This window comes from Nitrospira sp. (assembly GCA_029194675.1).
GTDB lineage: Bacteria > Nitrospirota > Nitrospiria > Nitrospirales > Nitrospiraceae > Nitrospira_D.
In genome coordinates, this window is record JARFXP010000001.1 from 137,158 (window position 1) to 162,067 (window position 24,910).

The window sequence follows — 24,910 nt, forward strand, 5'->3', positions numbered from 1 at the left end:
TAACCGACTGATCTGGAATTCGTTTTCGAGCGAGCGCGGGGAATGCGATGACCCAGGGTGTATCGAATTGTGGTCTACCTGAATCGAAAAAGATTCAGGGCTATCAAAATATCGGACAGCAGATGTCGATAAGACTCTTGATGCTGCGAAATATGTTCAACCCATCGCCTATACAACACTCAGCAGCACGAGAGCGAGGCCATCACGCTCAGCTCTGCGTCCACATCTTCTGGGGATAACTTTGTGAGCAAGTCGAGTGATGCGCAAGCGTCACCGCGAAGCACAGGCCCATTCAGCATGTTGCCTATTTCTTAGGCGTCCGCTGTGGCAGAAGCAGGCCACCACTTGTGGTAGTGACCTTGAATCTTCCGACTGTGTCGACATATGTCATCTACTTAGAAGGATAATTGAGTGAAGGTGCGACAGGACTTTCGCTGTCGCCTCACAGCGGCCAGCCGCCTTTCTCGGATTCAAGCGCATCCCATCGAGGCCCGCAGCTTTGACCGTCAGATGGACATGCGGATGCGGAGAGGGGTGCGGATCTGGATCGGTCTCGAACGTGTGGAGGACCATGGCGTATTGAAACCCTGAGAACTCCCGCTTCGCAAAGTCACGCGCCGCCCGTTGGACCGACAGTGGATCGGTGCGTATCGGCATGGAGAGGACGAGAGGAAAGGCATCGCGCATGGTGGAGTCCGCCGCGATCGGCATCCCGCCATCGCGCCATTCGGCTTTCAGATCGGCCACCGCTTCTTTTCCCCGGATTACCTAGCCGTCCTGATCCTCAATCACGAGTTGGCCATCCCGCGAAATGTAGGAGAGGTTGTTCGAGATGCCCTTCATCCCTTCGGCGCCCTGACGAGCTTCACCACGACTTGCGGCGCGCGGCGGACCATGGCCTGCAGTTTCTGCCGCACGTAGGTTGCCCGAGCCTGCGGCGTGCTGAGCCCTCTGCTGGCTCTCACAGGCTTGGCTGAACCAAGAGGCATGCGCGAGCTGCGACGCGGCCGTGGGAGGGTCTCCGTTGAGACGTTGAAGAGCCGACTCCCCCACTCATCGAGCTTCTTGTCGATCTGGTTGCTTGGTGGAGTCATTGGAGCTGCCATCGCTCCACGGTCCCGCGTAAGACATCGGACACCTTCTTCGTATGGGCCTGGATCACGCGAGAGAGTTCGGTGATGACCTCGACCCGAAAGGCTGTCCGGTTTTGAGGAGCGGTATTCAAGACTTTCGCAATCTGGTTGAGGTTCCTCCCCAAGGCAAGCAGCTGTTGGTTCGACCGGGCCAATGTCTCCAATTCCGGCTGTCCGACCTGCGGCTGCCCGGTCAACTTGGTGCGCACCATCGCTACCACCCATTTGGTCGGCACATAGCCTTCGTGTCCGGCCATTTTCTTCAGGGCGGCGAGCTCTGAGGTCGTCAGGTTCAGTTCGATGCGAGCGGTCGCTCGTTCTCGCTTCGGCGTGACGCGCAGCCGAGGTACAGAAGCCCGCGTGGCTCCCCGGTCCATGGCCTGCCGGAGGGCGTTCCGCAGGGCATGGCTCGGCGTTAGCTTGCGCTCGTCACACCAAGCCCGCCAGGGCCCGTTCAGCTCACCAAGATCCACCGTGATCGTAGTCGTCCGTTTTACCGTCTGCCCCATTAACTCACCCGCACCAACCCAAGTCGAGACACTCTACGCCCCTCACCGACCTGCGTCTGATTCTGGTCATCGGAGGGTCAAAGAACATGGGCACATCAATACAATAAACCCATAATGTAAGACAACTACGGGCAAAAGCCATATCCTGCAACCTCTTAAAATCGACCTCTCTCCTTGAATCCTCACACTCGGATCAAGGCCGCAGACATCCGTTGAAAACCCGCCCAACTCGCTACGAACCGGCCGGGATAGGATTATCCCTGGTGCCGCCTGGAGGCCTGGTAAGCGAGTCATCGTCGAACGTGGTGCCTCCTCGCCCCCTTGGTCGATCGGAGGAGGACACTCCGTCAAGAAGAAGGAAGGGGTGCAAACAGGACAATCGAACTTCCGAGTGTGTGGCCACAAACGAATGCGAGCATGACACTTTCCGAGGTGGCGCGGTTGCCCAAGAGCGGGCCACATTCCTGACTCGTCCGACACGGTCCTGTCCCCGCACGGCGCGTGCGCGGTGCCGTCCCCTTCCTGTTCCAGTCAGCTTCGCGTTCCCGTCCCCGCAAGAACCCCGTAGGCATCGAGCCCCTTGAATGGTCATGGAGACAAGATCTCTCGAACCGCGGTGGGTGCAAAGAATCCCTGCTCTTGAAGATTGGCAAACCAGGTCTGGGCAAACTCCTTCAAGTCCTGTTTCAGCGTGGGAAACACGTGGATGCGCCTACCCGCCTCGTCATACCGATAGACTTCTTGAGAGATCCCCAGGTAATCGTTTCGGAATGACACCGGTTCGGCCGCCGCGCCGTCGGGCAGGTCGTGGAACAGAAACACGAGATCGGGATCACGCATGAGATCGCCGTTTTGCTCGCCGTAGTGACACAGCGAGACCAGTCGCTTGCCGTCCTCGCTTGATCCGATCTTCTCGACCGATAGCGGCATGTAGTCGGGTACGGTGATGCGGACGGCAGTCGCACCGCCAAGCAGGTGATCGAGGTGCTTCGCAAATTCCTGATAGCTCTTCATTGTCTTGTTTCCTTTCTTCGAGCGAAGGAAGCCCCCGGCGGGAGGGCCTGAGGCTTCCGCACTGCGGTCAGCGACCCGACCGCTCCGTGACCCAGACCTTCGCCTGTTGGGCGACGACGAGTGCGTCAAGGTCCGCCAGGCCGAAGGACTCCGCATCCTTCACGGTCCCATCGGACGCCTTGTACGCGCGGGCCACGGTCACGTTGTAGAACGGGCCTTTCACGCCTTCGTTCTTCCAAATGCTCGCCTTGATGCTGCTGCATCGCAGCGTGGTGACCGGCTTAGGTTTGTTGTCTTGAGGTGCCATGTGTTGTCTCCTTTGGTTAGAGTTGATGTGTTGGCCTCTCACCAGGCGTGGAGGCCACACAGCAACGACAAAGGAGATGGGGAGGACGTCGCACCCTGGCGGGCCGGCGGGCACGATGCGGAGGAATGCCCGCGGAAGACGACGCGGGTTCTGGCGGCGCGTGGGCATGATCGACGCAGCCCGCCGGTGAAAAGCCAGGGCGGCGGCCGGATGCGCACAGGCACCGAACCACCAGCCGGGCCTCACGCATCGAGAGCACAGGCGATCAGAGGGATGACACGAGGCGAGAAGGTCCTGTGCTCATAGGACAACAAGAATGGGGCACGCTCGTCCAGGCGGAAGAGGGTCAACGGGTCGGCTTCGAGGCGGACTTGAGCTTGACGCGGTTGTCGGCCAGCAGGCGACGACGCACCCATCCAGATTGTCGTTGAACGCAGTGGAATGCCGAACGGCTGACTGGGTTGCAAGACATAGGTCTCGTCTATCGAGGTCGGAGATGGTGAGGGAAGCGGCCCGTTGTGTCGCATGCCGTCCCAGGCCACCAGGAAAGACCGGTCCACCCGTCACACTCTGGTGGATCAAGCACGTCGCAGCGAGCTCACGCGTCCAGCGATCCTCCGGTGATGGGCATGGACAGGCCGCCCAAGGAAGAGGCTCTCCCCATCACGCCTCTCGGGAACGAAGCCGCCTCACGCCGCGCCGGACGAAACGATCGGACGATCCCGGCAACTGTTAGACCAGACTGAGTTTGAAGGGACGGATGGACTGGATGGCGAGAAAGTCCCGTTGATTCTGCGTGACGACGGTTCCCCCAACGGTACGGGCCGACAGCGCAATGAGGACGTCGTTGGTGAGTGAATGAGCCTGTCGGAGACGGTATCCATGGGCGGCTTGAAGTTCCCGTAAGACTCCTCCGGCTTCTTCGTAGACTTCGGCAGACGGGACGAGCAGCCGATCAAGTTTCCGAAAGGTTCTAAACAGGTCGTGCAGACGGGTCCGATCTCGGACGGCGTGCGCACCGGCTAACAGCTCCATCATGACCACGGCACTCATCATTTTGACCGCGTCGGATTGAAACAGGAGCGGCTCGTGCGCACCAGTGTTAAACCAGTCGATGTAGAGGTTGGTGTCAAGAATGAGGCGCCGCATCTCACCGATAGACTTTTCGTAGCTGCATGCGCCCCTTCGCCCGCTTCAACGGTTGGTCGAGCATGTGCTCCTCTACCACGAGCGCGAGGGCACGTTCGATGGCTTCGGTCTCCGTTTTGGCACCCAGCACGGTCTTCGCGCGCGTGAGCTTCGCTTGATCGAGTTGGAGATGTTTGTGTCGGATCGCGGCGCTGTGTCTCATGGTTCCTCCCCGGCTCTTCGAGAATGTACATAATCCTATCAGGCATGAACATGATCAGTCAATGCAGCAGGCGATGTGTCCAGGCGCCACACGCATACGCACACCGAACACACCGGATCATACACCCTCACGCGTAACGATGGGTCCAACACAAGAGGCCTATGAGAGAGTTTCCGTTCTCTTCTTCGATCTTCCGCGGAAGAGCCAAACCGGTCATGAACGGACTCAGACACCGGACTCGCGCACCGACCTCTTCTCAACACATTGTTGCGCCCCTCACCGACGCGGGGGCGCAACACATCTTCTGAATCTGTGGCCATGCACGACTGCACCCGTGACACCGTCCACGGTGGCGCGGTTGCTTTGGGCGTGCCACACCCCCTAATGGGCGACGGCTCTTGTCTCCGCACGGTCCAGTCGCGTTGCGCGACACGACGGTGCACCGAGTTGGCACGACGCGTGTGCGGAATCCCTGGTATGTTTCATAGAATAGTGTTATGATAGTGCATTGATAGTGGCGTATGGCGACATGGCTGTTTGTCGAATGGTTGTTGATCTGGATCTTGGACACGACGACGTTCGTGTTCGAATGGGACCAGGGCAACCGCACCAAGAATACGACCAAGCACGATGTGACCACGGACGAGGTGGAGAGCGTGTTTCGGCGAAAACGAGCCGTCCCACTCGGCGTACAAACCAGCCCCGTTGTCAACGAACTGCGCCTGGGACTGGTGGGTCAGTCGGATCGTGGACGCGTGCTGCAGATCGCCTTTACCTTACGAGGAAGCAAGATCCGCGTGATCAGCGCCCGCCCGGCGCATCGAAAGGAGCGAAGCCAATATGACACGATGGCGCGTGAAATCTTCCCCGACCTATAAGGGCCCGTTTGACCTCGCGCCCGAGCATGTGCTCGCGGCCATGCGACGGTACAAGACGGCGAAGAAGAAGCCGACAAGTGTGGCCCTCGACGAGCGCACCCTCAAAGAGCTAAAGGCGCTAGCGGCCCATCAAGGCATTCCCTATCAGGTCCTGATGCGCGTCTTCATTCTCCGTGGGTTGGAGAGCATGAAACAGGCCTCGTAACCACGCGCCCACGCTATCTGAGCGTTCGGGTGAACGGTGTGCCACTCACTGTCCCCCGGTTGATTGACTCAAGAAACGTCTCCGTCGTCGACAAACGCATCCGCACGGTCGGGCCGCGTTGCGCGACACGACGGTGCCCAACTCCAGATGGCACGGCGTCTCCGGACGCGGTGCCTCAGAGGCATGTTTTCCGAAGCCCCTCCCCCAACGCAAGTCAGAGACCACTCAATAGAAACTCGTCCGACACTTCGCCTTTATTCGCCCTCCCCTACTTATTCGGTATGGTCATAAATTCTGAACCCTCTCATAAATTCCACTCGCGAGAGGTGTGCGAAGGTGTCGTCGCCGCATCCGACCTCAATGGTAGAACATGAAGGAAACGTCTGTCTGAAATGCCATGCATAACCTTTTGACAATGGATGAGGCCGCGAAGTATTTAGGCATATCCAAATTGACCCTGTGCGGATGGGTCTCCGCGAGGAAACTGGGGTACGTCAAAATCGGGCGGCTTGTGAAATTCAAGCAGGCTCAGCTGGACGCCTGGATCGATCAACACACGGTCACACCACGGAGAGACAACCATGGGACTCACCAAGCGGCGCGATAGCTACTATGTCGAATTCCGCGTGATTGAAAGTGCGGACGGCAAGTCGTGGAGCCTCTCGAGTGGCGTCCCCGGTGCCAGAAAAAAGCGATGGAAAGTGGGGTGTCTGAACAAGACGATCGCTCGCGAGATGGAAGCCGCGATCAAAACCCGTTTGCTCTTAGGCCACGAGAAAACCGAACAGGCCAAGCCGATTCTCTTCAAGGAATAGGCAACGGCCTACCTGGAGCTCGAATCAGTCAAGACGCTCCGCAGCTATCAAGATCGACTCGAAATCATGGAGCGGCAGCTGATCCCCTTCTTCGGTGGCAAGGTCTTAACGGAGATCCGGCCTTGTGATGTCGAAGCCTTCCGAGCACAACGAACGAAGAAAGACGGAAGCAAGCCCAGCATTCAGACGGTGAACAATGACCATATTGTGCTCAAGCACTGTCTCAACGGGGCTATTCGAAGAGGGTTATTGCAGGCTAACCCAGCTTCGAGGGTTCCTCTACCCGATCCGCAGAACGCACGAGACAGAGTACTGACCGAGGAGGAATGGAGCAGGCTCTATCACGTGGCAAAGCCTCACCTTCGTCCAGTGCCGTTGACAGCTTACCAACTTGGGCAACGTCTCAGTGAAATAGTCGGCTTAACGTGGGACCGCATAGATCTGAAGAGAGGCTTTATCACCCTGCAGAGCCAAGACACCAAGACAAAGAAGCCGCGACAAGTTCCTATGACCCCAGACGTCAAAGCAACATTGCACCGGTTAGCAAAAGTACGAAGTCTCTCAACGAGACACGTGTTTTTGTACAATCGGGAACCATTGCGGGATTTTCGCACGGCCTTTAGAACAGCCCTGACAGAGGCAGGCTTAAGTGACTTTCGCTTCCATGACCTTCGACATTGTGCTGCAACAAACCTACGGCGAGCTGGAATTGATACAACTACAGCCATGCAGATTGTAGCCCATACGTCCCCGCAGATGTGGAAACAATACAATCAGATCAGAGAGGAGGACCTTACACAGGCCGCAAGCAAGCTTGGGAAATCTCTCCAGGAGAACACGCCCAGAACACTTGACCCCAAGGCTGAGAGTCTGTAGAACTGGAACTCCTTAATATCGTTATGATGCTGGCGTAGCTCAATCGGCAGAGCAGCGGTTTTGTAAACCGCAGGTTGGAGGTTCGATTCCTCTCGCCAGCTCCACAAGAAGCGAACCTCCAACCAGGGGATCCGAAGGGGATGTGGCCCCTTCGTGGGGAGCATGCGAGGGGGCTGGCCCCCTCCGCAGGAGCGGCGAGGCAGGTTTCAGAGCCGAGCGGCGACGGTTGGACGGTTCGATTCCTCTCGCCAGCTCCACACCCACGTAAGCACATGCACTTGCCCAGATTCCCCTAAATCAATACGGATCCCCTAGAGAGATGACAGGCTTCATTCGAGCATGTACGAATACCACTCTTGTCGTCGCGAGCGTGATTGTTGGCATTGTATTGTGCGAGGTAGTGTTGCGACTGGTCGGTTTTGAGCATCCCGGCGCCTTCCACATTCCAGGCAGAAGTATGACCCCGCAATTCTACTATGCAGCCGATTCGGTCAATGGTCATGATATTGCCAAAAACTTTTCCAGTGGTGACTTTTTGCTTCCCGAGTACATCCGTACCTACAAAGCTCCGTTCACAGTCTCTTCAAACAGTTTTGGTTGTCGTGACCGATCATTTGATCCTCAGGACGGCTATGTTTTGCTGATCGGAGACAGTGTCACTCACGGATATGTTGCCCTGGAAGAAACCTGGGGAGCCATCCTTGAACAGCTCCTTGACGTAAGAGTCCTGAAGTGTGGTGTTTCAGGATATGGAGCCCGCCATGAGCGGCACAAGTTGGACGACGTAACGGCACATGCTGGACGGCCGCGTTTCGTTATTGTCGGGCACGTATGGAACGACATCCTTGATGATTACCTTTATCCTGGTCGAACGGTCATCGACGGCTACATGCTTGACAAGGTGATGCCGGCCGATGCCATGAGTGGTGGTCGTCTAGTCCGCTCCGATGAATTCTTACAAAGACTGTTGAAAAACCGTCTGGAACCCAAGTTTGGTCCCCTTGGCTACACCCAACAATTGCTTGCCAACTATTCCATCCTGTATGACCGGCTGGAGAATTCCGAACTACTCCAGCGTGTGGGGTCATGGCTCGGCTTCAAAGTGTCGTCGAATCGGCGGAGTGAGTTAGAAGCCTTTCAACCCATAGGGGAGTTTCCTTGGTTGGGACAAGCATGGGAAGAGCATCTTGAGAATCTGCGACAGCTGAAGGCGGCGGTCGCTGCATTGGATGCCACCATGATTGTGGTGATATTTCCAGACCGTCGTCAGCTGTATGACTCATTACGACCTCAGAAAGGTAGCTTCCAGTGGGAGTATCCAAATCAACGACTGACGGAGTTCTTGCAGCAAGACCAGATCGCCTTTGTAGATCTGTTGCCAGAGTTCAGACAGTATGTAAACTGCAGCGGCAGATCAATGCCGAGGACTCCCGATGACTTGTATTGGGCCTACGATGATCATCCTAATGTGAAGGGAAATCGTTTGGCAGGCCTTCTCATTGGACGCCACGTACTGGAGGGATCATTCGTTCAAGTAAGGGACAAGACCAGACGATTGTCGGACATCGATCAGCTCTTGAGTGTGGAAGCCAAGTGTTCGTCTAAGAGGTCTCAAAACTGATAGATAACCTCAAATGATTTGCTCACAAATCCCCAACCTGGACCCACGGGACTCTGGAAAATGCTTGCGATCGTAGGTAAGAATCTGCGTGAGCCCTTGTTCTTTCATGTAAAAGGCATTGTAGGCGTCTACGAAATCGACGTTTGCATGAACGTAGAGATCGAGCGCCATGAATAGCAGCGAGGCTTCGGGACAGTGCAGATTAGGCGTATTCAGGATCATCTCAACCTTCGTGGCGATATCCGACTTCTCCAGTTTGTAAAAAGACTCGAGCGTCCAGATAATTTCGGCGATGACAACCAGGCTGGTTGCCAACCTGATCTTACCCCGAAGGGCGTCGCGAAACAGCGTCTCGGCTCGCTTGGCCTTGGCAACGTCGTCGTTCGTCAGAAACCTCAGAAAAACATTGGTGTCCACGAAGAGACTAGCCATGTCCGGCCTCCCGCTTGGCAACGGCCTGCCTCACCGACCGCCGAACCTTTTCAAAATCTTCCGGGCTGACCGATGGCTGCACCGAGCCTCTCAGGTCGAGGATGGTTCCCTTCACAACCTTCAACACGACTTCCTCTCCTCTCATGACAAAATAGAATCAATACCTTTAAAATGTTGATTCGACAACGGTGAAAGGGTTCGATTCTTCTCGCCGGCTCCAAACCGCACTTCGTGCGTACCGGCGGCTCTTCAGGCAAAGCCTCTCCCCATTGTCGCCGCCGGATAAACACCTTTGGTGAAGTCTCCATCTCGAACCTCCAACCAGGGGTTTTGAAGGGGATGTGTCCCCTTCGTGGGGAGCATGCGAGGGGGCTGGCCCCCTCCGCAGGAGCGGCGAGGCAGGCATCAGAGCCGAGCGGCGAATCGTCCACATGCCCCGTCTGCTCTTGCTCTTTGTTCGCTTCGATCAGCAGCGGAATCGGATAGGGCTCAGTCGATCAGGGTGAGCTCACAGGTGCGCTTCGGATTCTTGTTACCGTCCCAGACAAGCAGAGCCATGCCTGCTTTTGTATCGCCTTTGTCCCCTTTATTAACGAACGTGCCGTCCGTGAAATAGCAAGTATTCCAGATATTCATCGCATCCTCTCTTTTCCCGTTCCCGATAACCCCCGCCCAATCATCATGCACATGATTGGAACGCCAATGGCCATCGTTGGGCGAGTAGTAGAACTGAAAGGTTCGAGATGCAGTCTCAGTCTTGCTATTGGAATCCCATCGGGTCATCCCCAGTCGAACCTGGCAGCCGTCTTGATCGCCGCAAAGGTCTGTCAAGGTCTGCTTGGGAATTGGTATTGTGGTGCCGTCGAATCTCTCTGCCATCACTGACAGATGGTACCTTGGGGAAATCTCGTACGTCTTCGGTGGGTCGTCCTGGTCTATCTGATACACAGCCATGGAAGAGACGCCTCCATCGATCCGCGCGTTCCCCTTGACCTCCAATTTGGCGTTAGGTTTGTCCGTCCCGATGCCGACCTTGCCGTCTTTGGTGATATTAAAGACATCGCCTCCTCCGGCCGTCCACAAACTCAATCGTCCTCCTGGACGATTGGTAATCTCCACCCGATTCCCCAACCCTTCGTTCGTCGAAAGCCGTAAGTAGGCTTGCCCACCCGATGACTCAAACAAACCGACCGCGTCCGCTGCAACCACGTGAAACTTATGGCTCGGGGGTGTCGCCCCGATGCCGACGTCGCCGGTCGTGATAAGCGAGCCGGTGGTCAACGGCCCGGTCACCTTGGCAGACGCGGCCTCCAGCTTGCCTTTGGTGGTCACATCTCCGGTCACATTCAACTTCTTTACGATACTGACGTCGCCAGCCTGGTCAATGAATAACGCATCGCCTTGCGCATAGAGCAGGCCCCCACCCACGACGAGGAGCGCCACGGGAAGGGGGCCGAGAAGAAACTTGCGCAAAAAGGCCGGCCGGTGCGCGCGGGCGGCTTGGCGCTGTACCTCTTCATGCTCGGCTTCCAGGTGGCTGAGTCTTTGCCGCAGTGCGGCGAGTTCCGCGTACAGTTCACTGTCGGGCTGCTCGTTCATGGCCATTCCTTTCGTCGCATCAGTGTCTCGTTCGTTCAGGACAAGACCTTATTGGCTCGCTGGTCCCACACTCTGCACCGTTAACGTCGCGCCAAGCGGCCAGCGGAAATTGTTCGGCAGGCCGATACGCTGTCCCTTGAGGATCACTCGGTCGCCGGCCTTCACCCCTGGGGCGGCTGGAGCAGTGACGCGGTCGGCGCTGTAGATCATCCCCGTCTTGAGTGATGACGGCCATACCTCCGTGGCGCCTTTCGGACTGGGAACGTATTTCGGACTGAGATCGTAGATGGCATTGTCGGAGTACCCAATAAGCGCCCCATCGACCGTGAACTCGCAGTGGTTACTCTTGGGGCAGGGGTAGACCCTCTTGCTTCCATCGACGAACAAAGAGGATACAGCCGACAGACTCTTCAGTGCTTGCCCAACCGGATTTGAAACTGCGCCTGTGGATTGCGGCGTCGCGTTGTACCAGTCGTAGCTTGTCAGGGTACCGTCCTGGCCCTGAGCCACAAACAGTGAATTGCCATCCACACTGAGGACGGGGGCCGTCGAGACCGTTCCCGTTTGATTCCACAGCATGGATGGTGGAGGACAGGGCTTGCTTGATGGGACACAGGGTTCGTAGATGATGAGCTGCAAGACGCCCGTGTCGCTCGTATTCCCCGCGACAAACGTGTAATCCACGATTGACTCCCCGCCCTGGACCTTGATCACCTTGCTGGCGACAGCGGGCTGAAGCAATGTTTTAAGATCTGGCTTCACCTTGTCATTCTCACCACAGGGAACCGGTTTCGAGCCACAGTGGAATATCTCGTGCATCACGGTCTCGCCCGTCGCGGTATCAACGCGAAGCAGGGCGATCATTTTTTCTGCGGTCTTTCCTTCGATTGGGATGTCAGCGAGCAGGTAGGCATTCCGGCCGTTCGCGCTGAGCGCGATGGGACTGACCGTGGTGAATTTGAGCTCCGTGCGCCAGATTTCCTGGAACTTGGGATTGCGGGCGACAATGCGGCCTTCCGCTTTGACGTTCTTGAAGTACAGGCTGCCGTCCGGCCCCATCGACGGAGTCTCTTTGGCCTGCACAGTGATCTGTTCGCCGTCCTTGGTGGCATCGCAAACCAACTTGTCTTCGCTTCTCAGCGCTACCAGAGTTGTCAGATCGCAACTGCGGATCCCGTTTTCGGTGATGAGCTGCAGGCGGCCCCAGGCCGTGACAAAGGCGAAGGAATGGGCGGTAACCTGAAACCCTAAGGGCCAGTTTCTCACGTTCCCTGCGCCGGCGACTCGGTAGAGGCAGCGTCCATTGTTGGGGGAGGCGCAGGCGGCGACCACATACACCGCGCCATCGTACGAGACCGGATTCGCGAGCATCGCGCCTTGCCACAAAGGAGTGGCGAAAAATCCCGTAGGCTCTGCGTAGTTCCAGTCGATGGAGTCTCCCAAGCGCGGGGGATTCGGTGAGTTGTAGGTCACGATCAGGCGCGGCCGGTTTGCAGCGGGGCTTGCAGCGCCGCCGTAGTACTCCCAACTGGTGTGTTGGGATTCGGTCTGGAGCGTAAGGGTGACGCGTGATCCCGGAGCGCAGGCCTCCGGCTTCAACTCGGCAACATAGGGCTTGGTCGTCTGACTGTATGCCGACCACTGCCCGACTTGCCCCTCTTTCCCTTGCTTGTCTTTCCACAATACCGAGACATCCTGATCAGCGCGAGGTGGCTTAGGTTGCGGCGTGGGGACAACGCGCAACCTGCACGTCATCACCGTAGGGTGAGGTGGAAAGTCCGGGATATCGAACGTGAGCGTCGCCTTAGTCGGAGTTGTAGCGGCCGCTATGGTCAATGACCCCGCCGTATCGTTCGAAAGCGTGACGCTCGTGATCTCGGCTCTCAGCGCGCCGGACCAAAGGAGCGCGGCGATGACAGCGAGTACCGTTAAAAGGGCTTTTTTCATGGAGGGACTCCTCGCTCTAAGTCGCTCCCACGTACACAAACAGGGGCGCGCCAACGACCTCGCCATACATCGCGTTTCTGTGCAAGCACCTGAGATAGAGCCTGTTTTTAAAGCCGACCACGGCGATACTGTGTGGCTTGGAAGTCCAGCCAGCCGGCAACTCGGGTGCGCTCGAATCGCTCCAGGCATCGGATGTGCTCGTGATTTCTGACTTCTGTAGCGTCCACATCTCCTTCTTGAACTTCCAAGAGGGGCCACCCGTTCGGTTTGTGAGAACCGTGAAAAGCGTGTCGCCACAAAAGGCCGCCCCTGTACCAATCGCATCAACCACAGAACCCGAGGTGCTTGTCGGTCGTTCCTTCCAGGACATAGGGCTTGATGGGCTGGCCCACAGATCGCCCAGCGGATTGCCGTTTGGGGAAGTCACGCCGCCGCACACCCAGATCTCATCGTTGAAATTCACAGCGCTGAACATGCAACGAGGCTTCCATGCGGAGGACGACGTCATCAATCTGGTAGCATGCAGCTTGTTTCGGTCTGTTTTATCAATCGCGAGTTTCCAGACGTCATTCAAACATTGGTATTTCCCGAGGCCGCCCATCACCCAGATGGTGTTGTCGTCCACAATCACGCAGGCATGGCCCATGCGCTCTTCGAAACCATCGGCCCCCGTGACGGTAGCGTCCTGCCATCCTTGGTCGGCATGGTCGAGGTCGTAATAGCAGCTCCCCTTCGATTTCTGGTCCCAATCGACGGTACTGCCACCGATCAGCCACAGGCGGTTTCCTAACCGCACGCCAGGGCTCGATTCCATCCCGTCGGGCACCGCGTCGTTCACAATTTGCCAGCCCGTGATGCCGTCTGTCGACTTGCACAACACAGCCTTTCTCTCAGTCCCGCGCACGAAGATCGTGTACAGAGCGTCGACGGTCCGGCCTCCTGGGTCGAATATCACAGAAGGGAATGCGTTATTGCCCAACGGTTGTATCGGATGCCAGCCCTTCTTCAGAACGTTTACTGTGACCTGCCGTTGTTTGTCCCCTACCTTTAGAGTGTAGGTCCAGGTATCGGTGAGTCTGTCCGTTGTTGGAGACGTAACCTTTTTCCCCGTCTGCTGCTGCGTGTCCAATGTGGCATTCTGGTCGCCCACCACGTCCCACGTGAGCTTCACTTCGCCACCGCCGATCAGATACGTAGGTTCGGCAATGAAATAGAGGATCGGCGTCTCCGGCTTCTCCGGTTTCTTTTTCTCGATCGTAAGCGGTTCCTTGACGGGATTCGGGTCATTGTCCCCTGTCTTCCCAATAATTGTCAGGCCTGAAGACCCTGAGTTTGCATTACAGAGGATATTCTGAATCTTGACGGTCAGCGTATCGGCAGTAATGCCATCTCTGCTTTTAGCGATGACCCACATGAGCGTGGGAGACAGGCTTGTTCGAGTGAGCTTCGTAGGAACGTTATTAATGAAGAATTCAATGTTGTTGGCGTCTTCTGGTCGCCGCAGTATACCTTCGTCACCAACGGGGATTTCCAGAACGAGCAGTTTAAACTTCGGGTCCCCTGAGAGCTGGATCGTGAACTCGATCGTATTTTTTTTCGGATAGTCATCCCCGATCGTCAGAGATGTCGCCCTGGGCACGAGTTTGATTGTCATCGCCATGGTCTCACCCGTTACGTCTGTTTGCCCGGCGCCGCATTACCTTGATCCCGCTTCAGCCGTAGCTTCAGCCATCCCTCGCTGAGCGTCAGGCCCTCCGCGAAGCGCGCCCGGTCGTCGGCCGGCTTGATTGCGTGCCAGACCATGGAAGGTCTGGTCGCCCAGGACCACTGGCCAAAGGCGTCCGATGGCCGCGGCATCGTGGGCTGCGCCGCGCTCTCCTCTGACCTGGCTCCCAACACGGGCGCCACGGCGATGTAGACCGCCTCGATGAGGCTGACCTGCTTGCCCACCTCCTCCGGAAGCTGGATGAAGTGGCGCGGAAGAATGCCGGTGGACGCGTGCACTCGGGCGCTCGCATCCATCAGCAGGGTCAGTTTCAGCGGGTCGCCTGCACAGGCAACCGACAGGCTCTGATCATATTTGATATGGGTGTTTTCACCGAGACGTCGAGTGGCGCCTTCACTCGCAAAGAGACAGGGCGCCTCGTCAAGCAGGTAGCCGACAAGGCCGTCGGCTGGCAGGGCCATGCCGCCCAGCCGGACCGGCACGCGCAGTTTCTCGAAGTCCTCGGTCTCGAACGTCCATGCCCCATCGGTCTTCCAATAGCCGGCGGGAAGCCCCTGCAGTTCGAGGCTCAGCGAGGCCTGGACGAGGGCCAGCGGGCGGCCGAGCAGGACCGCCATGGCAGGGTCCTCGGAGGGAAGTCGCGCCTCTGTCTTGCGCAGCACCAGATCGACCAGCTCCAGGAAGGCCTGCCCTTCGTCCGCGCTGAAATCGGTAGCGAGCTGAACAAAGCGCTTCAAGCGCTCGTTGGCGATGCCACTTTTTTTGAGGGTCGAACCGGGTACCGGGCGCCACTCGAATGTCACCGGTGAGTTGATGGTTTTTTCACCCTGCGCCGGCAGCATGCTCTCCAGCGCCCCGAGCGGCTCCCCCTTCGCGCTGAAGATGGCGAAGCTCTTTTCCAAAAAGTTCGGGACCATCCATCCGCAGACCGGCCCCGATGCGGAGGCCTCGGCCGACTGCCAGTCGAAATTCAGCCGAGCGGGCTGGGCCAGCCTTGGGCTGAAGCTCGCATGATAACCGTTGGGCGAAGGCGCCAACAGCGCCGTAGCGATCATGTTGGCCTGCGCAGCCCCTACATGGATGGAGTCAATCAGCTTGCGCGTCTGGCCGAAGGTATCGACAAGATACAGGTTGACGAGCGCTAACGCGCCAGCGCGCACCGGCAAGAAGGTCCGTGTGACCGGCATGGTTGGCTGTGGGCCTTTGCCCATGGCCTCCCAAATCGATGCATCCACCTGCCTGCTCGTCGGATCGACCGGGGGCAGGCACAGGCCCAGTGTTTGCCGAAGCAATTGATCATTGAAGCCGCCAAGGGACTGGCCAAGAACCTCCGTCTGTTTGATGCCCGCGAGGTTGTCGGCCTTGCGCCCCGCTATCTCAGCGAACCTGTTCAGATTCTCCACCATCTGAGCACCGGAGAGCGCCGAGATAATCGTCGCGCCTTCGAGTAGAGACTCGCTCTGGACCAATGCGATCTGCTGCGGGATGAGGTCCCCGGCAAGCGGTCCCAAATCCAGCCGCCAGCCTTGTAATGCTTGGCTATGGCTGTTGGTGGAACCTTGTGCAGGCGTGTAAGACGGCGCCCATCGTGCCTGCCACATCAAATACACGGGTAACCAGGGGTTGGTCCCGTCCCGGTTGGTCCCGCCCCACCAGGTGACCCCCAGCGGGTCCGGAGGCTGGCCGACCCAGGTCAACGTATTGACCCCGCGCCGCCTCGACTGGTCGAGACTCTGCTGGAGCATCTTGAAGAGTTCGTCGTCTGCCGTTTGTATCACACCCGCGCAATTCGGATCGAAGAGCAGCGTCTCGAGCGCAAGCTTCCGAGCGAGGTCGCCAGGTCCCACCCCCGCCACATTGGGAAAACCCGGCACAGGGAAGCATTTGTCCGCCGACCATGTCCGACTAATTGTCCCGCTCTGGCTCACGCCGGTAACCACACCCATCGCCAGCCGGCAGCGCAGCGCGCCGCCTGCGTCCTTATCGGGTCGTTGCGCACGCGCGCGGTCGGGGCCGACTAAGTTCTCTCCTTTCAGGACCACGAACGGATCCTTCGGGTGCAGGAACGGCGGCATCGTCGACTCCGCGAGCTGCATGCCGGTATTTTCCGCCCTGAGAACTTCACTCACGCTGTTACGGCAGACGTCAGCGGCGTTCCTATATCGGGGTAGTTCGCCAGCAGCCGTTTGCATGGCCATGCCTGCTGGATTGACCACCGTCCGCTCACTGATGCCGTTTGCCCAGGTCGCCCAGCAAGAAAACAGCTGCCAGCGCAACGACTCGATCTTCCTCGCATGCCGGTCGTATCTCTGCTGCGCCTGGTTCAGCTCAGCGAGGAGCTTCTGAACCTGCTCGGACAGCGCCGGGAGTGTCTTCTGCGCCTCAGCGGAGCGGGCGATCGGCTCGATGGACCAGTGCGTGCCGCCCGCCACCGCGTTGAAGCTGTGCCGGTGCAGCAACTCGCCGAGTTGGTATTGATCCACCACTTGCGTGGCCTGCCCATGCTGAAAGGCGCAGAGGACTTGCTCGAGGACTTTCTTATCGGGGGCGTCGTTATTCTTGGGCGCGTTGCGCGTCACCAGTGCAGCCAGCGCCTCGGCCGCGCTGCCGCCGATGACGATGGTTGGCGGCGTTGAGCCGGCGGGTGCCGACGGATAGAACTGCGCCGCCCCTTGCCAGGTGATGCCGACGACGGCCCCGTGACAGAGTGTCCGCTGCGGCAACGCCGCCTCTTCAAGGTTGGGGCACGACCACCCCAAACCTGCCAAGCGCGCCTTGCAGTCATCCGGGGTATTCGGTCCGCCCCCTGGGTAAAACGGATCCTTCGCAGGATCCGAATACCAGCCCATGACGAGGTAGGTAAGCCGATTTCCTTGCGCGACGCCTTCCATCTTGTCGTGGAACCCGAGCAGGCCCTTGCAGGCCGGATAATAGGCGGCGAAGGAGGGATCGCCCCACCCGGACGATGTGAGCTCGAAGCGGTAGGAGCTCTGTGTTTCCTGCCACTGTTCCAGCGGCACGGTGCGACCGACATATTTGACTTCAAGAGACGGACTGAAAAAGAGGAAGGGTGTGCCGCCGGATTGCGCGTTATCAGTCACGTAGTCGCTCTCGACGACCCAGGCCTTCGAGGAGATAGTTGTATTGCCCTCCGCATGCCACAGGCGCAGCACAAGCCAGCGATTGGGGATGCACGGCTGCACGGGTTGCTTGTTGCCTTCATGCCGCGCGTTCGCAAGCGCGGTCGGCAGCGCCCAATGCAGGTGGACGCCCGGTTCGAGTCCTGAACTCAGCTGGCTGGCTTGGAAAGAAAACGCATATTTCGCGTTCCCGTACCAATCCGTGATATCGTCCTGCGTTCTGGGCACTGGCGCAAGGTCGTAGAGTGGTTCGTCTACAGGCTCCCCGACCACGAACACCTGCACGTTGGTCGGCACCAAGAGGTAGTCGTTCATGTCGGCCCCTTCCCCACTGGCAACCGAGTGCCCTGCTTATCGCGGGCCGTGAAGGTCACTCTCGCGGGCGACTCGATCATCTCGACGGCGAATTCTGCGGAAGTGAAGACATCCGTCTTCCCCATCTGTTGCTTGTTGACCAGTTCCGTTTTAATGGTTGCTGCCAACTCGCTCATCTTGACGACACGCGTGCCTCTATTATCCATCGGCACCTGAACCGTTCCCTCGCATCTAGCACCGAGCGACTGTGCCTCGCCCTTGATTATCCGCAGCCCGGTTTTCTCATGTCCTCCGCCCGGCTTGCTCGCAGCGCCGAAATGGATCGCCTCCGGCGGCTGCTTGATCTCGATCTCGGTCACCTTGCCGTTATAAATGCACAGCAGGATGTCGGGAGCCAGGCGGTCCATGCGCAGAATCTGTAGAGGATCGAGCACTTTGTCGACCGAGTCCACACCGGTGGCCTTGACCTCCAGGCCGATCCAAGCCTCCACCGCGTCGGAGCGCAGCAGATAGCCGGACAAGGGCCAGTGCAGAACGGCTTCCGCTTGTTGGTTGGGCTGCTCATTCAGCGCCGGAGCTAGTCTATCTGTTTGCTTGGCTCCATCCCTGCGTTGGTCGGCCGCCTGCTTCGCGTTCGACCGGAGTTCGGACGCCAATTTCTCCGAGACCTTGAAGAAGTGCGCACGCAGCAACTGGTCCGCCAGCTCGTCCGTCTGGCTGGTGCGGCCGACGCTGCAGGCGCCTTGCAACAGGCAGTTAAGCCACTCTGGATTGAGGTAGAAGAACCGGATCGACTCCGCCGGCAACATGGCCTCGTCGGGCACCAGGTACTGGAACGGCACGCCATAGAGCAGCATGGCCTGGCCGAGCCAGTTCTGGACCGTCGCCGGAATGGGCGGCGCGTCGAGCTGGTTCTGGGCAGACGCAGCGTTGCCGTTTAGGGCCAAGTATCCGGCGCCTCCTAGTGCCCTGGCGTACCAGTCTTGGATGTGCTCACGTGTGCTGCCAAGCTTGTCCTGAAGTTCCTTTCCCTTTTTCGCCATGGTGCCTAGCGCGTCCGTATTGGTCCGCCGGATCCAGCGCTGGTACTCTGTGCGAAAGCGAAACAAGGCCTGGGCAAACGCCTGGTCCTGCAGCGCCAAGAGCCGCCCCAGTTGCCAGGCAGCGGCGTAACTGGCGTCGAACATCCCGGTCTCGGGGTTGTAGCGCAGCGCCGCATCCGCGCAGGAGATGTCCAGATAGCTCATCGATCGTTCATACGACATGGGGGCCAGCGGTCCTCGATACCAGCTGATCGTTTTGTCTTCGTTACGCAGGTCGTGGTTGACCGGAGTAAAGCCCATCTGGAAAGCGCTGTTGATGTAGGTGATCGCCTTGCCATCGTCGCCGGGTAGCGGCTCCCGGTTGAGCAGGCGCTTATCATCGAGCCTTACCATCAGGCTCTTGAACAAGCTGCTTCCCTGGCAGGTGAAGCGCCAGGATCCAAGCACCAGCAGCCGACAGCTCTTTATGCCCTGTGGAAGCGTATGCGTCTTCAAATAGTCACCCCAGCCCTCGAGCGACACCAAGCACACCGTGTTGACAATGCCCCAGTCCTTCTCGCCGCTTGGCGTGGGCTGTGTCTCGGGAAACCGATTGCAGACGACCACGGAGAACTTTCCCTCCTTGAGCAGCGACCAGGTCTCTTTGTTGTCGGTTTCGACCTCGCGAACATGGGCGAGATACCGAAGATCCTCCTTGCGCGGCATGACAGCGCTGAACAGGTCGGCCGACAGGTCGATGGTCTGGCAGAGATCGGTCTCCGCATCGTAAGGGGCCAAATGAATTGACGGGCCGATGATGCTTCCTTCGTTGTGCTTCAGAACCTCCGCCAGCGTCCTCGGGACTATCGGCGGCACACGTTTTTCAGTCCCATGGGTGAAATCGGCGTCCGTCAGCAGGATCAGCGCCAGCCAGGGATCGTGTGGCAACGTCGGGTCCGAACCGTCAACCGTTCTCTCCCAGGGCAGCGTGCAGCGGTCGAAGACGATGTGTGGCAGGGTGTCGTAGAACTGGCCGATCTGGCCCGGCGCCGGATAGCAGGAGTAGGTCTCTGAGCCGGTCAGTGCGTAGCGCGGCCCGCCGACATGGAACGCCTCGGCAACAGATTGTGTGGCGAGCGGGGTTTCGCCGGTCTTTAACGTCGGGGTCACCGTCACCGTATACTCTCCCGGCGCGAGGGCGGGAAGCCAGTAGCTATAGAACGTGATCTGCTCGGCTATGGCCTTGTTCAGTCCCATGGCAGGATCCTTAGAGACCTTGTCCAAGCGCGGCACAGGTGGGCGGCGCTTGGAACTGTTCGCCCGGCTTCGTTATGGCGATCTCGTTCCACCAAGATTGTCCGGGCTTCGTGATACGCTGCCTTACGACTCGTTGCACGAGGGAATTGCGAATCTGGTTGCGGAACTCGTTCGTCACCGCGACCCTCTCGAACTTGGGAGCGATCGCATCCGGCCTCGTCGGAGGCGTCCCCCAGGGAATAGACTTTGGAGGAATGTCTTCGTACGCGAATTGCGCGATTCCGAAGGGGCCCAGACGATGGACCGGCGTCGTCGGCTGCACCCGAAGCACAACGCCCGAGGGCACATCTTTAAGCATCTCCGCCTCGGGCTTGCCGGATGCCGCCTTGGGGCTCCACAGGGCTTCCGGAAAATTCTTGCGCGACCATTGCACGGCCGTGAATTTCTCCTCAACCTTGCCCCCTGCGCTGGTCTTCAGGCTGACGGCATGAACGGACGTGAGGCTGGTTGCGGCCATCGGCCGGATGCCGAGTGGTGGGGATGTGCCGGGTCGTTTCCTGCCGCCCAGGTTGACTTCTGTGCACGGCACCACCGAATCCGTTTCGATCATCAACTCGTGGGGGTTGGCGATCCGATACGTCACCTCGACGCCTTTCCCATCCTTCTTCGTGACCTCGCGCATCAGCCCCTCGGTGATGCGGATGGTATTCAACATGGCGTAATAGGCAGACGCTGGGACTCCTGTCCCATTCCCCGCAGGCGGCGGCAGAAAGGCTTGCTGGAATTCGTCCCACTTCAACGACTTGTTGAGTTGCTCACCACTATGATCGCCGAATTCAACCGTAAATGAGACGATCCAGAGGGTCACGGTCGCCGTGCCGGCAAACGGCGGCCCCCAGATGTGCAAACTCGCACCGATCTCCAGTTTGAAGGTGCGAAAGCTCCGATAGGTCACCGCGATCCCGATCCCCACCCTGGCATCGTAGTGGAACGGCGCCCAGGCAATGAGAAAATCCGCGTAGGCGACGAACGCCGCCGTGAGGTTGCCGCTCTCGAACACCGCCGCCAGCTTGAGCCCGGCCATGAGACAGGAGGGCGTAAGGGCGAGATAGGCTTCGCCCACGATCGTCAGCTCCTTGGAGATTTGCGCGCGAATGCCCACGCGCGGCACCACAGGATAGTGCGATGGCAGCCGGAACTCAGGGTGATAGCCTCCCAGCGAGATGACGAAATCGCCGGCTTCCTTGGCCTTGCCGAACCACACAAAGAACGCGAAGCCGCCGGTGAGCCGGATCCTTGTGTCGAAGACAAAGGAATTGTCGGTCAACCGCCCTTCGATGCTGAACAGCCCGGCATCCGGGTCGAGCACGGCACGGATCTGCAACTCGGCATAGACAGCGCAGTTGCCCCCCTCGGCCCCGGTAGGCAAGGTCAGCTTCGTCAACCCCAACAGGGCGAACTGCAACCGGTTGCCGAAGGCGACCGAGAACAGCGCAAAGGAGTCGGCCATCTTGAACGAGGTGAACTTCACCCCGATCGAGAGCCAGTAGTCCCCGGACGACGGCAATACGGCGTTCCGGAGCGTTGCCATGTCGAACTTGGTCGGGTCGGTCACTGCCGTGACCAGTGGGAACTTCGCAACCTGGTCGACCGGCGGCAGGGCCAGCCGCGTGTTGTAGCCCCCCCCCAGGGCCAGACCGGTCACGAAAAACGCGGGCGGTCCGCCCACCACCCCGACAAAGGCCCCGTACAGGAATAAGGAGGGCTTCTTCTCTTTCTCGACTTGGATCGTCCCATACGACCCCACGACGGCGATCTGAAACACCTCGGCCTTGATGAGGAGATTGCCCTCGTAGAGGTAGTCGACGTAGGGTTCATTAGCCTTCGTTCTCACGAACCCGCCGCAGACCGTCAGCGGCGGATTCGAGTAGGCGATGCTGAGCCCGTCGAGGCCGGGGCGAATCTCCGTGAGCTTGCCGGGGTCCTTGACCAGTTCCAAAGGCAGTGTCAATGGAAAATTGAGGTTGAATCCCTGCAGGTCGAGCTCGAACCCGCCGCTCCCGAGCGACGCATCGAGCAGCACATAGACACGTTTCTGGCCGGATTCCTCGCGCGACTCGAAACGCACCTTGCGGAACGTCACCGGACCGATCGTGCGCCCGACCTTGACGTTGTTCCCGCCTTCAGTCACTTTCTTGTCGTCCGCTCCTGGCTGAACACCGGGCTCGGCGCCCGCCCCGCCAGCGCGGCGGGCCGCTGCTTCCCGCGGCTCCTCGCCTCCCAGGTTGCACTCGAACGGGTAACTGAGCGACGTTCCCTCGAATTTCAGCAGACCTTTCAGAAGAAGACCCTTTGTGAACGTCTCCTTGCGATCATTCAGCGTGAGCGTTACATTTTCTGGCGCCATTGCGTTTGCCGCCACGATGACCAGGTCGTCCAGTGCGATACCGTACGGGTCCAGCGCGTGGCCCAGCGCGCTTCCAGAAAGAGCCGCCTTTGTCGAGATCGGTCCGGGTTTGAGTCCGAACGCGACGACCCTTTTCTGATCGACGCCTGTCGGCGCAGTCAACAAGGCGAGCGTGGCGGTCTCTGTCTTAGCCGTAAGCTCCAGGTGATTCTTGCGGAACTCGTAATCGAACTTCAGGGCGTTCAGGGTCGGGATCAACTCGGCCGGTACGTTGCTGATGTTCGCCCCGAGTGCGGCAGCCAATTTTGGGAAGTCCAGAGGTGGGCCTGGCTGTTTTGGATTAGGCCAACACGCCGTGATCCGCTGCGAATCCTTTCCGGTGACAAATTTGAGTCCGAACGATAGCTTGCTGTCTTTATCCAGGGCGACGAGGAGCGTTCCATCGACTGTAAGCTGGAGCGAGGCGCCGGCGGTTGTCTTGGCCTCAACGTCGATGGTCGCGTCGACTTCGACGCCGTTGATCGTAATCCGGCCCGCTCCCCGGATCTGGATATTGCATGTGACTGGTTTCGCAGCCTCATTGCTCGCTCTTCCCTGACGATCGAGCCACAGGTTGATTGTGCAGTCGAAGGTCGCGTCAGCCCCAAAGGGATTCTGCCAGGTGATAGCTGCGCTGCCGTGGAAGCGGAATGCATTTGTCGACGGCGTAATCGTCAGATCGAGGGCTGGGAATGTTACGTCGGGGAGTTCGCTCGCTGTAGCCTGCTTGCCCAAAATCGATACTAAGAGATCCGTGAGGCGGATGTCCAAGACAGCCACAGTGAACGTCCACCCGCCCTGTTGGTAAGTCGCTAAAGCCCCGAGGGTCATCCCGAAGATTTCGAGCGAGCCTCCCAGCGCCAGCGTGAGGCTCCTGTCATACTCAAGTTGCAGGAACAGATTCCTGATCGTGACGGTTTGCTCGCCCACCTTCAGGAGCTCCCAACTGACTGTGGTGCCGATGTCAATACCATAGGCCCCACCCGTTATGTCGCCCCAGATTTCAAAGCGGGTAAGTGCGAAGTTTGTGAACGGAAACGTATCCTCGGCAAGACCAAGCGACTGCGTGAAAAATTGCTTGAGGTCCACCTGATTCGGGTGGTCTTTATCCGGATCATCGTCCAGCACGCAACAGAACTGGCCGGTTGAGAGGTCGACCCCCCCGGACAACGTACCGCCGAACAGGGTCATCGTACCCGAGAGGTATGGTGATACCTCCCAGTCCGCGCCGAAGTGCGAAACGCTGAGATCCAGTCTCAGCTTGCAGAGCTTAACCAGGTCGTTGTTATTCGGCCCCTTGAGGATTAACCAATCCAGGTCTAGTTCAACCCCGGCATCGAATCTGGACAAGGATAGCGGATTGGCGTTGATCTCTACGAGCAAATCGGCGAGCCGTGTGTCGAATTTCGATCGTATGTCGGGGATCGTGTCGCTCTTCTGTGGAATCAACGCGTTGAGGCTCTCGTTGACGTCACTGGGCAACAGACTCAGCAGGCTCTTCAGGCCCAGCGGCGATGAACCTGCCTTCCAGTCGCTCCGAATGAGAATGCTCTCTGAGAGCATGTTGGGTTCAAAGGTGACCGCCAGCGGAACCGTCACACCATCCCCGCACAGCGTGTAACGCAGGCGCTCTTTTGTTTTCTGCGTACCGTTCACTGCCGCCGTCAGGTATTGGTACTCAACCTTTAGAGGAAGGTTCTCAAGAACGTCCGGCAGTGACATGGCTTTTGTCGTGAGGCGCATCCGCGGAAAGCCGTTGTGGATCTCCACTGGTCCTTTGACGGATACGGAATCAGGAATCCTAAAGTCGGCGAGAGTCTCATCGATCGTCGAGATCTTCAAAGTTGCCTCGAGGCTCAGACCCCGTCTCACATTGTCGGCGGAACTGAAGAGCCCGTCGAAATCGCCACCCAATTCGTCAATCCGGCGCGAATCGAGCGTAAAGACACACTTCGAGAATGCTTGATCCTCGGACAGAGTGGGGAAACTGCGGGAAAGATCGGATATTTCGCTGAAGGTCATCACAACATCCGGTCTCTCGTTATCCGACACGAAAAACCAAGCCTCGAATGTGGGATTCAATACGCTCAAGAAATTGCCGCGCAATGTGCCATTCACTTTTAAAGCAGAGCGTTGCGTATCGCCGTCGTTGAACGTCGAGTCTTTTGGATCCGCAGCGATGGTTATAGACCAGTTGACGGGCAGGATCTTATCGAAGAAGGTTTTGATGCTGGACAGTTGAGCGCCATTCATCTGCCCTGTGTCGCCCGTTTTTGTCAGCGCCACACGCAAGTCAGCCAACGTCACTGCTGCTGTC

At 58.5% G+C, this 24,910-nt stretch carries 20 protein-coding genes and 1 tRNA gene; 5 read left to right on the forward strand and 16 right to left on the reverse strand.

Annotated elements, in window-relative coordinates:
- Window positions 1–387: 387 nt before the first annotated feature.
- From P0120_00630 to P0120_00665, 8 genes are all read right to left on the reverse strand, one after another.
- Window positions 388–747 carry a hypothetical protein gene (locus P0120_00630; GenBank protein MDF0672835.1) on the reverse strand — a complete coding sequence of 120 codons (360 nt, stop codon included), beginning with the start codon at window positions 745–747 and terminating at the stop codon, window positions 388–390.
- Window positions 748–839: 92 nt separating this feature from the next.
- Complete coding sequence (locus P0120_00635) at window positions 840–1,094, reverse strand: hypothetical protein (protein ID MDF0672836.1); 255 nt, start codon at window positions 1,092–1,094, stop codon at window positions 840–842.
- Window positions 1,091–1,642, reverse strand: a complete 552-nt coding sequence (locus P0120_00640; protein MDF0672837.1) for a hypothetical protein — start codon at window positions 1,640–1,642, stop codon at window positions 1,091–1,093. The genes P0120_00635 and P0120_00640 overlap by 4 nt, the downstream gene beginning before the upstream one ends.
- Before the next feature lie 588 nt (window positions 1,643–2,230).
- Complete coding sequence (locus tag P0120_00645; protein ID MDF0672838.1) at window positions 2,231–2,656, reverse strand: hypothetical protein; 426 nt, start codon at window positions 2,654–2,656, stop codon at window positions 2,231–2,233.
- 67 nt (window positions 2,657–2,723) lie between these two features.
- Window positions 2,724–2,963, reverse strand: a complete 240-nt coding sequence (locus P0120_00650) for a hypothetical protein (GenBank protein MDF0672839.1) — start codon at window positions 2,961–2,963, stop codon at window positions 2,724–2,726.
- 242 nt (window positions 2,964–3,205) lie between these two features.
- Window positions 3,206–3,523: a hypothetical protein gene (locus P0120_00655; protein MDF0672840.1), complete on the reverse strand. Its 318-nt coding sequence runs from the start codon at window positions 3,521–3,523 to the stop codon at window positions 3,206–3,208.
- Window positions 3,524–3,695: 172 nt separating this feature from the next.
- Entirely contained in the window at window positions 3,696–4,112 is a 417-nt protein-coding gene (locus P0120_00660) for a PIN domain-containing protein (protein ID MDF0672841.1), read from the reverse strand.
- 1 nt (window position 4,113) lies between these two features.
- Entirely contained in the window at window positions 4,114–4,314 is a 201-nt protein-coding gene (locus tag P0120_00665; protein MDF0672842.1) for a hypothetical protein, read from the reverse strand.
- A 521-nt stretch (window positions 4,315–4,835) separates the two neighbouring features.
- On the opposite strand from P0120_00665, the gene P0120_00670 reads away from it, so the two are divergent.
- The 5 genes from P0120_00670 (at window position 4,836) to P0120_00690 (ending at window position 8,709) form a co-directional block, all read left to right on the forward strand.
- On the forward strand, window positions 4,836–5,192 hold the full coding sequence (locus tag P0120_00670; GenBank protein ID MDF0672843.1) for a BrnT family toxin: 357 nt from the start codon (window positions 4,836–4,838) through the stop codon (window positions 5,190–5,192).
- On the forward strand, window positions 5,170–5,397 hold the full coding sequence (locus P0120_00675) for a hypothetical protein (protein MDF0672844.1): 228 nt from the start codon (window positions 5,170–5,172) through the stop codon (window positions 5,395–5,397). Before P0120_00670 ends, P0120_00675 begins: the two co-directional genes overlap by 23 nt.
- A 581-nt stretch (window positions 5,398–5,978) precedes the next feature.
- Complete coding sequence (locus P0120_00680) at window positions 5,979–6,212, forward strand: hypothetical protein (protein ID MDF0672845.1); 234 nt, start codon at window positions 5,979–5,981, stop codon at window positions 6,210–6,212.
- 904 nt (window positions 6,213–7,116) lie between these two features.
- A tRNA-Thr gene (locus P0120_00685) sits at window positions 7,117–7,192 on the forward strand.
- Between the two features lie 299 nt (window positions 7,193–7,491).
- Window positions 7,492–8,709 carry a GDSL-type esterase/lipase family protein gene (locus P0120_00690; protein ID MDF0672846.1) on the forward strand — a complete coding sequence of 406 codons (1,218 nt, stop codon included), beginning with the start codon at window positions 7,492–7,494 and terminating at the stop codon, window positions 8,707–8,709.
- Window positions 8,710–8,718: 9 nt separating this feature from the next.
- Here the strand turns inward: P0120_00690 and P0120_00695 are convergent, their stop codons facing one another.
- From P0120_00695 to P0120_00730, 8 genes are all read right to left on the reverse strand, one after another.
- Window positions 8,719–9,141, reverse strand: a complete 423-nt coding sequence (locus P0120_00695; GenBank protein ID MDF0672847.1) for a type II toxin-antitoxin system VapC family toxin — start codon at window positions 9,139–9,141, stop codon at window positions 8,719–8,721.
- The gene (locus P0120_00700; GenBank protein ID MDF0672848.1) at window positions 9,134–9,268 is read right to left on the reverse strand and encodes a hypothetical protein; all 135 of its coding nucleotides are present in this window, start codon (window positions 9,266–9,268) and stop codon (window positions 9,134–9,136) included. The genes P0120_00695 and P0120_00700 overlap by 8 nt, the downstream gene beginning before the upstream one ends.
- Before the next feature lie 362 nt (window positions 9,269–9,630).
- Window positions 9,631–10,740, reverse strand: a complete 1,110-nt coding sequence (locus P0120_00705; protein MDF0672849.1) for a hypothetical protein — start codon at window positions 10,738–10,740, stop codon at window positions 9,631–9,633.
- Window positions 10,741–10,788: 48 nt separating this feature from the next.
- Window positions 10,789–12,687: a hypothetical protein gene (locus tag P0120_00710; GenBank protein ID MDF0672850.1), complete on the reverse strand. Its 1,899-nt coding sequence runs from the start codon at window positions 12,685–12,687 to the stop codon at window positions 10,789–10,791.
- A 16-nt stretch (window positions 12,688–12,703) separates the two neighbouring features.
- On the reverse strand, window positions 12,704–14,341 hold the full coding sequence (locus tag P0120_00715; GenBank protein MDF0672851.1) for a kelch repeat-containing protein: 1,638 nt from the start codon (window positions 14,339–14,341) through the stop codon (window positions 12,704–12,706).
- Between the two features lie 17 nt (window positions 14,342–14,358).
- Window positions 14,359–17,868, reverse strand: coding sequence for a hypothetical protein (locus tag P0120_00720; protein MDF0672852.1), 3,510 nt, complete (start codon window positions 17,866–17,868; stop codon window positions 14,359–14,361).
- On the reverse strand, window positions 17,865–20,147 hold the full coding sequence (locus tag P0120_00725) for a hypothetical protein (protein ID MDF0672853.1): 2,283 nt from the start codon (window positions 20,145–20,147) through the stop codon (window positions 17,865–17,867). The genes P0120_00720 and P0120_00725 overlap by 4 nt, the downstream gene beginning before the upstream one ends.
- Window positions 20,148–20,157: 10 nt before the next feature.
- Window positions 20,158–24,900: a hypothetical protein gene (locus tag P0120_00730; GenBank protein ID MDF0672854.1), complete on the reverse strand. Its 4,743-nt coding sequence runs from the start codon at window positions 24,898–24,900 to the stop codon at window positions 20,158–20,160.
- Window positions 24,901–24,910 lie beyond the last annotated feature (10 nt).